Origin of the sequence: Taklimakanibacter albus, assembly GCF_016595235.1 — a bacterium.
GTDB lineage: Bacteria > Pseudomonadota > Alphaproteobacteria > Rhizobiales > Aestuariivirgaceae > Taklimakanibacter > Taklimakanibacter albus.
In genome coordinates, this window is sequence record NZ_JAENHL010000007.1 from 572,844 (window position 1) to 586,116 (window position 13,273).

General features: G+C 63.2%; 14 protein-coding genes. 3 read left to right on the forward strand and 11 right to left on the reverse strand.

Going from position 1 to position 13,273, the window contains the following annotated elements:
• The 4 genes from JHL16_RS14290 to JHL16_RS14305 all read right to left on the reverse strand — a co-directional run bounded on the left by JHL16_RS14290 (position 1) and on the right by JHL16_RS14305 (position 3,764).
• Complete coding sequence (locus tag JHL16_RS14290; protein ID WP_200185510.1) at positions 1–243, reverse strand: acyl carrier protein; 243 nt, start codon at positions 241–243, stop codon at positions 1–3.
• The gene (locus JHL16_RS14295; RefSeq protein WP_200185511.1) at positions 240–1,214 is read right to left on the reverse strand and encodes an NAD-dependent epimerase/dehydratase family protein; all 975 of its coding nucleotides are present in this window, start codon (positions 1,212–1,214) and stop codon (positions 240–242) included. Before JHL16_RS14295 ends, JHL16_RS14290 begins: the two co-directional genes overlap by 4 nt.
• A 21-nt stretch (positions 1,215–1,235) precedes the next feature.
• Positions 1,236–3,020: a fatty acyl-AMP ligase gene (locus tag JHL16_RS14300; RefSeq protein WP_200185512.1), complete on the reverse strand. Its 1,785-nt coding sequence runs from the start codon at positions 3,018–3,020 to the stop codon at positions 1,236–1,238.
• Positions 3,021–3,209: 189 nt separating this feature from the next.
• Positions 3,210–3,764, reverse strand: coding sequence for a hypothetical protein (locus tag JHL16_RS14305; RefSeq protein WP_200185513.1), 555 nt, complete (start codon positions 3,762–3,764; stop codon positions 3,210–3,212).
• Positions 3,765–3,866: 102 nt separating this feature from the next.
• On the opposite strand from JHL16_RS14305, the gene JHL16_RS14310 reads away from it, so the two are divergent.
• On the forward strand, positions 3,867–4,355 hold the full coding sequence (locus tag JHL16_RS14310) for a YbaK/EbsC family protein (RefSeq protein ID WP_200185514.1): 489 nt from the start codon (positions 3,867–3,869) through the stop codon (positions 4,353–4,355).
• On the opposite strand, the gene JHL16_RS14315 is transcribed toward JHL16_RS14310, so the two are convergent.
• The 7 genes from JHL16_RS14315 to JHL16_RS14345 all read right to left on the reverse strand — a co-directional run bounded on the left by JHL16_RS14315 (position 4,349) and on the right by JHL16_RS14345 (position 11,193).
• Positions 4,349–5,062 (reverse strand): hypothetical protein, encoded by a 714-nt coding sequence (locus JHL16_RS14315; protein ID WP_200185515.1) that lies wholly within the window; start codon positions 5,060–5,062, stop codon positions 4,349–4,351. The genes JHL16_RS14310 and JHL16_RS14315 overlap by 7 nt on opposite strands.
• A gap of 90 nt (positions 5,063–5,152) precedes the next feature.
• The gene (locus JHL16_RS14320) at positions 5,153–6,205 is read right to left on the reverse strand and encodes an AbrB family transcriptional regulator (RefSeq protein ID WP_348647259.1); all 1,053 of its coding nucleotides are present in this window, start codon (positions 6,203–6,205) and stop codon (positions 5,153–5,155) included.
• Positions 6,187–7,629 (reverse strand): xylulokinase, encoded by a 1,443-nt coding sequence (locus tag JHL16_RS14325; protein WP_200185517.1) that lies wholly within the window; start codon positions 7,627–7,629, stop codon positions 6,187–6,189. The genes JHL16_RS14320 and JHL16_RS14325 overlap by 19 nt, the downstream gene beginning before the upstream one ends.
• On the reverse strand, positions 7,626–8,420 hold the full coding sequence (locus JHL16_RS14330; RefSeq protein WP_200185518.1) for a DeoR/GlpR family DNA-binding transcription regulator: 795 nt from the start codon (positions 8,418–8,420) through the stop codon (positions 7,626–7,628). Before JHL16_RS14330 ends, JHL16_RS14325 begins: the two co-directional genes overlap by 4 nt.
• On the reverse strand, positions 8,413–9,222 hold the full coding sequence (locus JHL16_RS14335; RefSeq protein WP_420884539.1) for an HAD-IIB family hydrolase: 810 nt from the start codon (positions 9,220–9,222) through the stop codon (positions 8,413–8,415). The genes JHL16_RS14330 and JHL16_RS14335 overlap by 8 nt, the downstream gene beginning before the upstream one ends.
• Complete coding sequence (locus tag JHL16_RS14340) at positions 9,219–10,517, reverse strand: iron-containing alcohol dehydrogenase (RefSeq protein WP_210346022.1); 1,299 nt, start codon at positions 10,515–10,517, stop codon at positions 9,219–9,221. Before JHL16_RS14340 ends, JHL16_RS14335 begins: the two co-directional genes overlap by 4 nt.
• A 1-nt stretch (position 10,518) precedes the next feature.
• The gene (locus JHL16_RS14345; RefSeq protein WP_200185520.1) at positions 10,519–11,193 is read right to left on the reverse strand and encodes a beta/alpha barrel domain-containing protein; all 675 of its coding nucleotides are present in this window, start codon (positions 11,191–11,193) and stop codon (positions 10,519–10,521) included.
• Positions 11,194–11,276: 83 nt separating this feature from the next.
• Here JHL16_RS14345 and JHL16_RS14350 point away from each other — a divergent pair, with 83 nt between their 5' ends.
• Both JHL16_RS14350 and JHL16_RS14355 read left to right on the forward strand, forming a co-directional pair.
• On the forward strand, positions 11,277–11,969 hold the full coding sequence (locus JHL16_RS14350) for a cysteine hydrolase family protein (protein WP_200185521.1): 693 nt from the start codon (positions 11,277–11,279) through the stop codon (positions 11,967–11,969).
• Between the two features lie 137 nt (positions 11,970–12,106).
• A complete protein-coding gene (locus JHL16_RS14355) occupies positions 12,107–13,270 on the forward strand; it encodes an ABC transporter substrate-binding protein (RefSeq protein WP_200185522.1) in 1,164 nt (387 codons plus the stop codon).
• The last annotated feature ends 3 nt before the right edge of the window (positions 13,271–13,273 follow it).

The following is a 13,273-nucleotide window of genomic DNA, read 5'->3' on the forward strand; positions in this document are numbered from 1 at the left end:
TCACACCTTTGCCAGACGGCCTTCGACGACCTTCACGAGATCGGCGAGCGAGCGGGTTTCGGAGAGGACATTGAGCGGGATTTCGATGTCGAAATGGTCTTCTACTTCCATGACGAAGTCCATCACCGACACGGAATCGATATTGAGATCGGCAGAGATATCTGTTTCGGGCTTAAGGGCGATCTTGGCCGTATTGAACGGTTCAAGCAGCTGACACAGGGTCGCGAATATGTCCTGGTTCATTTCATGCTCTCTCCATAAGACTTCGGCGCCCGCCTTCTATCGGCCCCGGTCTTGACCGGCAACCACCCTTGTTCGCGATACCAGGCGATCGTAAGGCGGAAGCCCTCGTCAAACGACACGGCCCCGGCGAGACCCGCATCGCCATGGGCGACCCAGTCGCGATGATAGAGCTCGCGCACCTTCCCGGGCGTCAGCGGCACGCGCAATTTCAATCCGGCGCCCAGCAGCGACACTGGCCAGGACAGGCCCTGGAGCAGCCACCGCGGCAGGAAGACCAGGCGTGGCTCCCGTCCTTCCGCTTCGGCCGCGCTCTTCGTCAGATCGGACCAGCCGTAACCATTGGCCTTCCCGTCGTCGATCTCGCGCAGACCCGTCGTCCGGTCGTCGAGCCGCGCCATCAGGAATTTCGCCAGATCTTCGGCATAGAGAAGCGAGAAGCGCGCCTGTGCCGCGGCCGGTATGACCGCGAAACGCCGGGTGAGCTGTCCGAGCAAGGGCAAGGTAGCGCGATCCCCCGGACCATAGACGACCGGCGGCCTGACGATGAGCAGGCCCTGCGGCGGAAGCGCCAGCAGCGTATCCTCGGCCTGGCGTTTGCTCGCCGCATAGTCGGAGAGCTGCGGCTCGCGCGCGGCGAGGCTCGATACATGGATGAAGCGTTCGACGCCCGCAGCGAGCGCCGCCTGCGCCAGCCGCTCCGTGCCTTGTGCATTGACGGCAAAGAAGGTGGCGCGGTCGGGCGCGGCGATCGCCCCAGCCAGATGGATGACGGCCTGGGCGCCGGCGACCAGGCGCCGGAGCGCAGCTTCGTCATCGAGCCCGCCGATGATCGTTTCAGCCGTGCCGAACCCGCAGTCGCGCGGGCCCTTGCGCACGAGGAGCCGCAGAGAATATCCGGCGTCCTCCAGCATCTTGACGAGATGACGACCGACGAAACCGGTGCTTCCGGTGAGTGCTATCGGCCCTTGCATCGGCCCTAAGCCAATCGTGGTTTATTGCGCGGCCGCGAGCCGCGTTTCATCCAGGGAACGCGGCAGGCGCGCCAACGGCGAAATCTCGGCGATGTCGCCGGTGAGATACCCATCCTTGGCGCCGGCGCGGGAAAGCTTGCCCGAAGAGGTGAAGGGCAGGCTCTTCGGCGCGACGAGGATCACGGCGCATTCGACGCCGGCGGTCTGATGGACGACGGCGGCGACCTTGCGGCGCAAATTTTCCATCTCCGCCGCATCGGCGATACGGCAATGCACGAGCACGACGACATCGTCCTCGCCATCCTCGCCTTCGACCGCGAAGGCCGCGGCATCGCCATTGCGCAGCGGCTCGATCTGCTCGGCCGCCCATTCGATGTCCTGCGGCCAGATATTGCGGCCGTTATGAAGGATCAGGTCCTTGGCGCGGCCGGTGATGACGATCTCGCCGTCGAGCCAGTAGCCCATGTCGCCGGTATCCATATAGCCATCGGCGGTCATGATCGCCTGGGTGGCTTCGGCATTCTCGAAATAGCCGTCCATCAGGCTCGGGCCCTTGAACAGGATACGGCCGATTTCACGCTCGCCGAGATCCGCCCCTCTATCGTCACGGATGATGACTTCATGGCCGGTGATCGGCTTGCCGCACACGACGAAGCTGCGCACCCGCTCGGGGCTCTGCTTGAGCTGCTCGCTCGCCGGAACCGCACGTTGCGCCAGCTTGTAATGAAGGCGATCGACGGTATCGATCTTCACCGGCTTGCTGAGATCGGCAAAGGTGATGGCGAGTGTCGACTCGGCCATGCCGTAGCTCGGCGTGAAGGCCTTGGCGTCGAAGCCCGCGACCGAGAGTTTCTCGGCGAAATCATTCAGGATGTCGGCGCGCACCATGTCACCGCCGATGCCGGCGACGCGCCAGGACGTCAGATCCAGTGTCACCGCTTCGCCATTGATCCGGCGCGCCGCGAGGTCGAAGCCGAAGGACGGCGAATAGGCGATGGTGCTGCGGTTCTCCGACATCAGCTTGAGCCACAGGGCCGGACGGCGGGCGAAGGACGTCGTCGAGAGATAGTCGACAGTCACCTGCCCCATCATCGGCGACAGGCAGAAGCCGACGAGGCCCATGTCGTGATAGAGCGGCAGCCAGGAGAAGGCGCGATCCTCATTGGTGATCTTGAGGCCGTCGCGCAGGATGCCGCGCGTGTTGGCGACGATCGCCTTCTGGGTGATGAGCACGCCCTTGGGGCTCGAGGTCGAGCCCGAGGAATATTGGATATAGGCGACATCGTCGACGTCGAAGGGCTTCAGCTTCTCGATGCTCTCCGGCATCGCCGCCAGTTCTTCGAAGGTCTTGACGATCGCCGTGTCGGCGAGCCGCGCTGCTTCGGTGATATGGGAGATGAGATCGTTCGGCAGGATGACCGCGCTGGCGCGCGCTGTCTTCAGCATGCCGGCGATGCGCGAGACATAGGCGTTCTTGCCGCCGATATACATCGAATAAGGCATCGGGCACGGCACCAGGCCGGCATATTGGCAGCCGAAGAACACTGCCATGAAATCGGGGCTCGTCTCGGCGACGACGGCGACACGTTCGCCGCGCTTGAGACCGGTCGAGAGAAGCTTGCGCGCCGTGGCCAGCGCCTTCAGCCGCAATTCGCGATAGGGCAGCACATGCTCGAGCTGGCCGCGCGACGAGTAGAAATTGAAGCCCGTCACACCGCGCGCGGCATAGTCGAGACCCGCGGTCAGCGTGGCAAAACCACCAAGCACTTTCGCCAGCACCGGGTTATGATGGGACGTGGGGCTCAACGCGAACTCGCTCGCGCTCTGCCTCAATCCCGCTTTGATAGCCGTGCCGTGCAACTTAACCTCTTGACCTTACTACCTATTTCCCGACAGCGTCCTGAAACCGACAGGACTCGCTGAAATCCCCTGCTCTTAGCTAACAGCGGGACGGGAAAGCTTAAAATCAAAAGGTATTTCAGATTATTAACGACGCTATCCGGTGAGCCGGGAAATTAATATTCCGGCAATGAAAAGCGCCAGGGCCCCGATGGAAAAACCGGACAGCCAGGCCAGGATCAAGGCGGTGGTCGAATGCCCGATGATCGCCGGCTTAAGACCTGCCGAAGGGGCAGAGACAGCCGTGATCTCACGCTCCCGCGCGATCAGGCGGTGGGCGATATGCTGGGTGATGCGCTCGATCATCTCATCGCGGTTAGTCGTCTCGAGCAGCGTCTGGCGCCCGGCCGGACTGTCCTGGACGAGCCGGTAGCTGCGCGGATCGGGCGCCATGACCACGGACGTGATGAGATCGACCCACAGGCGCGGCGGGTCACCCGGCACGAGCGCCAGGTCGATGAAGGATGTGGCCGCGCTATTGCTGGCCACGACCGGGGCCAGATCGTCTTTCAGGACTTGCAGGCGCAGCGTCTGGGCGTCTCTGATGTCCAGCACCGCATCGAAATGGGCAGCCTCCGCCAGGCGGGCCTGGCGCAGCGCGCCGCCCAGGCTCTGATCTCCCGGTAATCTTGTCGACAGAGGGGAAACCACTAGAATGCTCCCGAATTATGAACCGTCTGTGCCAAAATAGGTCGCAAAAGACTCGTTTCTTCAGCTATTTCCATATCTTGCAACTCCCGCACCAGCAAAGCCATGACCGAAATGGACAATCCACTGCCTTCCAGCGCCCAGCGCGTCGCCGATGCGGCGAAGCGCCTTGGCCTATCCCCTCACATCGTCACCATGGCGGACAGCACCCGAACCGCCGAGGAAGCCGCTGCCGCCTGCGGCTGCGAGGTTGCCCAGATCGTCAAGTCGCTCGTTTTCCGAGGCGCCCAGTCGGGCACGCCCTATCTGCTGCTGGTTTCTGGCAAGAATCGGGTTAACGAGAAGAAGGCGGCAAATGTGATCGGCGAAAGCCTGGCACGCCCGGACGCCAGCTATGTCCGTGGCACCACCGGCTACGCCATTGGCGGCATCCCGCCTTTCGGCCACGACACCCCGCTCAAGACCTTCATGGATGCCGATCTCCTGGCCTATGACAGCGTGTGGGCCGCCGCCGGCACCCCACATTGCGTCATGCGGCTCTCCCCGCACGACCTGCAGGCCAAGACGGGCGCCGCGTCCCTGGTGGTCTACTGAGACTTGACCGGCTGCGCCGAGCCGCCGCAGACAGTGGGTAGCGGCGCATCGCCGAACCACAATTCGAAGGTATTGGGCCGGACCTTCTTGGCGCCTTCCCAGATGGTGGTGAGATTGATCACCTTGAGCTCGAGGCCGAGCGCGCCGAACATGTTGGCGATGGCCTGGCCGCGCTCCATGTCGCTGTCCTTCAGCACCCGCAATTCATGCTGCTTGCCGTCCCAATTGACTTGCGCGATCAGCGGCACGGAGATCTGCGTACGGTCGGCATCCTTCAGCGACAGGAGCATCGTGGCGATGCAGGCGCGCTGCTGATCGGTCATGGCGTGGACGAAGAGCCGGCTCGGCAGGCGTTCGAGCGCCTTGCGGAAGGTCTCGGCGACGGCGGCATTTTCGTCCGACGCCTTCATCAGCGCCGCCTCCATCAGAGGAAGCATCTGCTTGTCGGACGATGAGTTGGCGTAATCGAGCTGCGCCGCCACGAACTCCACCGGCACCTTGTCGTTCTTCAGGAGATATTCGAGCATGGCGATGCCGAACTTGCGCTTCTCGGAGTTCTCGTCGCTGACCAGATCGATCATGGTCTTGAGATCGCTCAGATTCTGCTGCCAGCGCGTGTAATAGAGGCCGGTTCCCGCCACGGTGAGCGGGATCATGACGGTCGCCAGGAGCTGGACCATAATTTCGCGCATCGGCCGCATCGACATCCTTCAACTCCAACAATATGCGCCGCCTTGCACCATTCCAATGCGGCGGAACGGTGGCCTTTTAGCGTGCCGGCCGATTCGCCGGAATTCCTATTCGTCGGAGGATGGCGGTGGCAGCCGGCGGCGCAACAGATAGGCGGCGAGCGTCGGAACGGTGAGGCTCATGGCGAAATAGCGCGCCAATTGATGGGCACCGACATAGGCCGGATCGAGATTGAGCGCGAGCGCGATGACGGTCATCGCATCGAGCCCGCCCGGCGAGAAGGCGAGCAGCGTCAAGGCGACGGGCTGATGCGCGACGAGACTCGCCAGGATGGCGCCCAGGATCGAGATCGCCAGCGCAATGGCGAAGCCCGCCATTCCATCCGCCAGGCCATAGAGCAATTCTCCGGGGCTGAAATCCTGGAACCGGCTGGCGAGCAGAGTACCGAGCGTCACATTGGCGAGGATCAGTGCCGGCGCCGGCAGGGCACCATGGGCGATACCGCCCAGGAAGAATCCGGCGCTGACGACGATCGCGCCGATGAACAGCCCGGCCGGAACCTTCAGATGGTTGAGGAGCAGCGCTGCCGCGGCGCTCGCCAGGAAGACCAGCACGATCTCCCACCACACTGTCGGCACCACTGCCGTCGGGGGCACCGCCGCGTGCGACAGATTGGTGATGACGATCGGCAGGGCCGCGACGAGGAAGAACAGTCGGATGCTCTGGGCGATGATCACCCGCCGCATATCGGCTTTCGCCTCGTCCGCCATGGCGACGACCATGGCGAGCGCGCCGGGCAGGCTCGAAAACAGCGCATCGGCCATCGGCCAGCCGCGCACCCGCCGGTAGAACCAATAGCAGGCGGCCGTCACCACGAAGACCGTCAGCAGCAATATCGCCAGGCTCAGCGGCCAGCGGCCCGCCGTTGCGAGCGTCTCCGGCGTGACGCTGCTGCCGATCTGTACGCCCAGAATGATGAAGGCGAGAATGCGCAGATAGGGCGGCACCGAGAGCTTTATCCCGGACAATACGGCGATGATCGCCACGATCATGCTGCCGGCGAGCCAAGGCGCCGGCAGATGCAGATAGGCGAAGATGGCGCCGCCGAGAGCACCCAAAGCAAGCGTGAAAAGAATGCGGATCAGAACAAAGGCCTCAATGACTCAAAGAGCTGGCGATAGCGCCGATACGCATTGTCATAGGCTTGCTTGTGCCGAACAAGCGGCAAAGTCACATCCGCGACGGGATTGAGCTCGGCAATCGTCCCGCCGATATCCGCAATGAGGCCGGCCGCCTTGCCGGCGAGAACGGCGGCGCCGATAGCTGACGTATCGGTATGGAGCGGCGTTTCGGCCGGCAGGCCGATGAGATCGGCGCGGATCTGCTTCCACAAGGCGCTGCGCGCTCCCCCGCCGACGATCCGCAAGGCATCGGCCGCAAGGCCCAGCTTCTGTGTGCGCTCGAACACGTCCCGCATGGCGAAAGCGAGCCCTTCGAGCAGGGCGCGCGCCAGATGTGGCGCTCCATGCGCGGGCGTCAGGCCATAAAAGGCGCCGCGCGCCGAGGCGATCCATTCGGGCGCCATGGCGCCGGACAGAGCCGGGATGAAGGTCACCCCTTCGGCCCCCGGCTCGACCTGTCCGGCGAGCCCGGTCAGCTCGTCGAAACTCGCGAGCCGGAACGTGTCGCGGAACCAGACGAGCGCGCCGCCCGACAGCCAGCCCGGATTCTCGATGAAATAGTGCCCGCCATGAAAAGCATGCGTCTCGACGAGCCGGCCCGGATCGACGACCGGCGCCCCGTGCAGCGCACCCGTCACCTCGGCGGTTCCGAGCACATTGATGAAACGCCCGGGGACGGTGAGTCCCGCCCCCAGAGATGAGGAGAAATCGTCGCCGGTACCGACCGCGACTGGAATGCCGGTCGGCAGACCGGTCAGCCGGGCGCCTTCCGCCGACAGTTCCCCGGCCTTGTCGGCCATATCCATGACCTCCGGCAGCTCTTCAGCACCGATTCCGAAAGCCGCGAGCAACGTCTCGTCATAGGCACGCGCCTCGAGCCCATAGACCATGCTGGTCGAGGCGGTGGCGTGATCGATCGCATGGGCGCCGGTCACCCGCGACACCAGATAGGACACCGGCACATGGAACTTCACCGCCGCGGACACAGCCGGCACATGCCGCTTGAGCCATCTGATCTTGGCAGCGAGATGGGTCGCGTCGAGCACCACGCCGCAGCGTGCGTGAACCGTATCGGCATCGACGCCGTCGATCTCGGCACGCCGGTCCATCCAGATCAGACAGGGATGCAGCGGCTTTCCGCCTCGATCGACGGCGACGCAGCCATCAAGTTGGCCGCCGAAACCCAGCGCTTTAACCTCATCCGATTTGCGCCCGGCCTTGGCGAGGGCGCCCTGAATGGCCTGCCCCAATGCCGCTTCCCACAGAGATGGATCCTGCTCTGCCCATCCGGGGTGCGGGAAATTCGGGCTGTAAGGAATGGCGTGTTCGCCGATGATCTTCATCTCGGGGGCGAGGATCACCGCCTTGAGACTTTGGGTGCCGATGTCGATGCCGACGATCATGCGGCGATGCCGGTCTTCCCTTGCTCTGCGACACTGAGCTCGACCTGTGCCTCGCCGAGCGCCCGGACCATAGCCTCGTCGGGCCTCGCATCGGTGATGAGCCCGTCTATGGCGCCCAAGGCGCAGATCGTCGCGAATTGAGTGATGCCGGCCTTGGTCTGGTCGGCGAGCAGATAGACGCGTTCCGAACGCGCGATGATCTTGCGCTTGACCGCCGCACCCGCCGCATCGGCGTCGCTGATCTCGTTCACCGTGAAGCCGCCGGCGCCGATGAAAGCGAGATTGGCATGATAGCGGTCGAGGAAATCGAGCGTCTCGGGACCGAACACCCCTTCTTCCGTGAGGCGCAGATCCCCGGGGCAGAGCAGCACGGAAGCCGTGTCTGATTGGCCCAGGAGCCGCGCCACGCCGATCGAATTGGTGATCGCGCGGAACTCGATCGGAAGCTGCGCCAGCACCTTGGCCAGATGCGACGTCGTCGAGCCGGCATCGATGATGAGAACATCGCCGGATTTCACCAGCCGCGCCGCGGTCTGGGCGATGCGCTCGCGCTCGGCGACATAGGTCTGGGCGCGTGCCGCGATTCCGGGCTCGTCGGAGAGCGCTCGCATCGCCGCACCGCCATAGGTGCGCGCCAGCAGGCCGCGCTCGGCGAGCGCGTCGAGATCGCGCCGGATCGTCTCGGTGGTGACGTCGAATTCCTCGGCGAGATCGGAAATGCGCACCGCCACCGTGGTGTTGAGACGGGTGACGATGCGATCCTGTCTCTCGCGCTTGGACAATTTATCCATGGCGGGCCTCCAACAGAGCCCTGGCGAGTTCGGCGAACCCCTCCCCACCTTCGGCCTTGGTCACATAACGCGGCAGATGCGCCATGATCTCCTTGTAAGGCATCACATTGGCGACGCCGACCGAGTTCGGAAAGAAGGCGAACATCGGCGCATCATTGGGGGAGTCGCCGGCATAGACAATATGCTGCTTCTCGCGCTCTGTATCGATCCCGAAACACTCCTTGAGCATGCGCCGGGTCATGGTCAGCTTGTCGTGATGGCCGAACCAGGCATTGACATGGATGGAGCTCACCTTGGCCACGGCACCCTCGGCCTCGAAGGCCTGCCTGATGCGCTCGGCCGTTGCCAACGGCAGCGCCGGCACATCCTCACAGAAGTCGATGGCGATATCGATCTCGCGATAGGCCTGATCGGAGGCGATGGCGGTACCCGGGAATTCGGTGAGGATGCGCGCGCCGAGCTTTTCGAGCCTGGCGCTGTTCGCAAGCCGCTCTTCGGCCGGCTGGCCATAGACACGCTGCATCTTGCGGGACTTGTCATCATACCGGAAGTAGAAGGCGCCGTTCTCGCCGACGATGCCGTCGACCGGCCACATGCGCGCAATGTGATCGCACCATCCCGCCGGCCGGCCGGTGATCGGAATCACAACCAGCCCTGTGCGGCGCAGGTCCTCGAGTGCCCGATAGGCGATCGCCGGCAGGCGGCCATGGAGCGTCAGCGTATCGTCGATATCGGTGAGGATCGCCTTCACCGCCCGAAGCTCGCTCGGCGGACAGGAAGCGAGTGGTAGCAAGGTCGTCAATCGATCAGCCTTTCCGGTTCCAGGAGGCCTGAATCGGCCGCGAGGTCGAGGAAGGTATAGCGATTCCGGATTTCCCGCGCATGCAGGATCGCATTCTTGAAGAACGACCGCGACAGACCGATTGCCGGATAACGCCGCGGTGCCTCGACCTGCGCCAGCGCCTTGTCGATGGCGCCGGAGGACCGGCGCACCAGCTCGATCTCTGATTTGAGGACTGGCCAGATCGCCTGCAGTCTTTCATTGAGCCGCGCCGCCCTCGGTGCGTCGGTGAGCTTGGGCTGGATGTCCTGCCAGCAGGCGGCGCCCACCTCATCGCCGAAATGCGATTTGAGCGCGCCGATGCTGAGCTTGCTGGGTTCGAGAAGCGGTGGTGTATCGCGCGCCAGAAGCTGGTCCTGCAGCTTGGCCATCACCACCGTCGTGACAGCGATCTGCTCGCCATGCAGCGCCGGCTCCCAGCCTTCAGGCGGCATCATCTCGACATGATGGCTGATCAGATGCTCGCCCTGGCTCGCCGGATAAGAACCGCCGCAGATCGTCATGCCGAAGCCCGAGAGCAGCAGGATCCGGATCAGGCAGCTCAGAGCCGCACGATCGCCCCTCAGCAGAGCACCCGGATCGGCGACGAGCTGGTTTTCGAGATCAGCGATGAACGCGAACGGGGCTTTGCGATAGGTCTGGCCGAAGAGACGGCTCGACAGGAGCCAGTCGACCTGCGCCGTCGACCGGCAGATCGCATCGCCGAAACCCGCCTGGATCAGGCGTTTCGGCGCCTTGGCCAGCACGTCGAGATCGATGAAGACGCCGTCGGGCGAGATCGCCGCCAGGGACTTCTTGTGCCCATGCACGGTGATGGCGGCATTGACGGACGTATAGCCGTTCATCGAGGGCGCGGTGCCGAAGACGGCGCAGCGTTTGCCTTGCTTGGCGGCTGAATATTTGGCCAGATCGCAGATGCTGCCCGAACCGACGGCGATATAGGATCCGGCCCGCTCGCCGGCACGCATCACGCGCGCGGCCGTCTCGTCATCGGGATGCGGCCGCTTGCCGAGCCTGATCGGTATGATCTCACCCAGCGAGGCGAGCGCCGGCTCGACCCGATGCGCCAACGCGGCATGTGTATCGTCATCGGAAAGGATCGCGAAAGGCTTCGGCAGATCGAGCGCCTTGACGAGTTCCGCCTCGCGCCCGGCGAGCGTCGGCTCGATCACCAGCGCCTTCATCGGCACATGGAGGAGCTCGCCTGTATCGGGATCTCGATAAGTGCCCGTCAGCAGCTGTCTCAAGGTTTCCATGTCATGTACCGGTCGCGCGCAATACCGCCTTGCATTGATCACGCACACCCTTGACGCCTTGCGCGAAGGCCTCTTCGAAAACCGCCGAGCCGATGGTGAAGGCATCGGCACCCGCCGACGCAACCGCTTTGATGCGCGCCGGCGAGTCGATGCTGCCGGCGACGATCAGATAGCCATTGTCGCCGACACCACGCCGCGCCGCGCGGATGAGATCGAGCGGATCGGCCTCGGTGGCGCGATAGGCCAGGAGGTCGACGCCCGGGCAGCCCGAGGTGACGGCTCTGCGGCAATCCGCTTCGACATCCACCGCCGTGCCGCCGAGCTTGGTCGGATGGCCGATCGGTTTGCCGGGGAACGGATAATAGGAAGGCCCGCCGCCTTTGAAGGTATCCATGGCGAGCTTGATGTCCTGACCGCCGAGCACGCGATCGACACCGAGTTCGGCGGAAGCGGTGATCGACTGGCGGATAGTCTCCGGCGTCTGGCTGACGACCTCGACATAGGCGATGCAGCCATCTGCCTTGATGCGTCGTGTCAGCTCCTTGAGAGTGGCCTTGTCGACGCCGACATCCTTGAAGCCCACATGTTTCAGGCCGATGCCGGAGAGAGAGTCGTAAACGTCAAGACAGTTCTGGACCGTCTTGTCGTGATGCGTCAGCATGAAAATGAAGTCCATGTCGCCACTCTTATGTTGTACCCACAACAATTATGTTGCATAGCTGACATGGATGGCGCAAGCTATTTCCAAACGAGATGGCGATGAGTTGGAAAAATTCCTTCCGATCGATCTATTACGAAGGTGCGCCCGAACCGGCGGACCTCGATCTCGGTTGGAAGGAGACCGCCCTCCTCGTCATCGACGTTCAGAATACGTATCTGGCGCGTCCTGACCGCGCCACGCTGACGCCCGACGAGCAGCGCCGCTACGACGCCTGGACGCCTTTCCACAGCCGGATGCGGGACACGGTCATTCCGCGCACCGCCGACCTCCTGGCGCGCTTCCGCCGGCATGGCATAGAGTGCCTCTTCGCCCGCATCGCCTGCCACACCAAGGATGGCCGCGACCGCTCGCTCAGCCAGAAGATGCCGGGCTGGAACAACCTGCTCTTGCCGAAGGACGAAGCCCCCTCCCAACTTGTCCCTGAATTGGCACCAGCGGGTGACGAGATCGTCGTCACCAAGACGACCGACTCCGCGCTGACCGGCACCAATCTCCGGCTGATCCTCCATAATCTGGGGATCAAGAACGTCGTCTGTGCCGGAATTTTTACCGACCAATGCGTGTCTTCGACGGTGCGCAGCCTGGCCGATGAAAGCTACAATGTGGTGGTCGTGGAGGATTGCTGCGCGGCCGGTTCGGACGAGCTCCACCGCAAGGAGCTCGAGATCATCAACATGATCTACTGTCACGTCATGTCGAGCGCGGAGCTCATTGCGATGATGCGGCTCTGAAACCAGAAAGGAGGGTGTCAAATCGGGACGCTCGAAAGTCAAGCGATTGCCAGGGACCTGCCCTAGGCTGTCAGATGGGAAACGCCAGAACCAAGCCCACGCCAAGTGATGGGTAACAGAACAATGGAGGAAGTCGCATGCTGAAAACACCCCTGTCTCGCCGGAATTTCATGCAACGCTCGACCGCTTTTGCGGCGGCCGTGGCAGCCGGCGCAAAATTCACCACCACCCCGGCACATGCCGCCCGCGAGAAAGAGCTGAACATCCTGTGCTGGGAAGGTTACAACTCGGCCCAGGTGCTCGACCCTTTCCGCCAGGATAAGGGCGCCACCGTCAAGGCGGAGTCTCTCACCAACGATCCGACCATGGTCAACCGGCTGCGCGCCGGTGAAACGAAGATCTGGGACCTCATCAACGTCAACAATCCCTGGGCCCGCAAGATCATGGCGCCCGAGGGCCTGATCAAGCCGCTCGATCGCGCCACCTTCGAACCCTATTTCGACAAGATGATGCCGGCCTTCAAGGCCCCCTATAAATGGGCGATGGACGAGAAGGGCGAGCAGCTCATCGGCATGGCGCAGCGCTTCGGACCCTATTGCTTCGTCGTCAACACCGACAAGGTCAGCCGCAAGACCGCCGAGGATCAAGGCTGGAATCTGTGGAACGACCCGGCCAATGACAAAAAGTATGGCGTCCTCGAATCGGACGACTGGAACGTCTTCAACATCTGCTGCATCGCCGGCTTCGATCCCTTCAAGGTGCATAATGACGACGAGGTCGCCAAATTCACCGAGACGGCGAAGCGCGTTTTCAAGGGCGCCAAGGTGGTCGGCGACATCGCCACGATGAACCAGTCGCTGGTGTCGGGCGAGATCGACTTCCATCTGACCGGCGGCACCTATTCAGCCTCGCCGGCGCGCGCCGACGGCGCCGCCAATATCCGCGGCATCACGCCCAATTCGGGCCCGATGGAAGGCGGCAAGGGCGGCATCGTCTGGATCGAAATCACCTCGCCGGTGAACAATCCGGAATTGTCGCCGCTCGCCACCGAGTTCCTGAAATATGTGCAGGACCCGAAGGTCGCTCACACCGTTGCTTTCGCCGAAGGCACCTTCAATCCCGTCGCCCAGATGGGCAACAAGGAATGTTTCGATCTCTTCACCAAGGAAGAGCTCGACGCCATCCAGTGGGATTCGCTCGAAGAGGAAGTGGCGCGCTCGGTCGAGTACGACATTGTTCCCGACTATGACAAGCTGCTCGACATCATGACGGCAGCGAAGAAGGAAGCGTCGGCCGGGTAATCC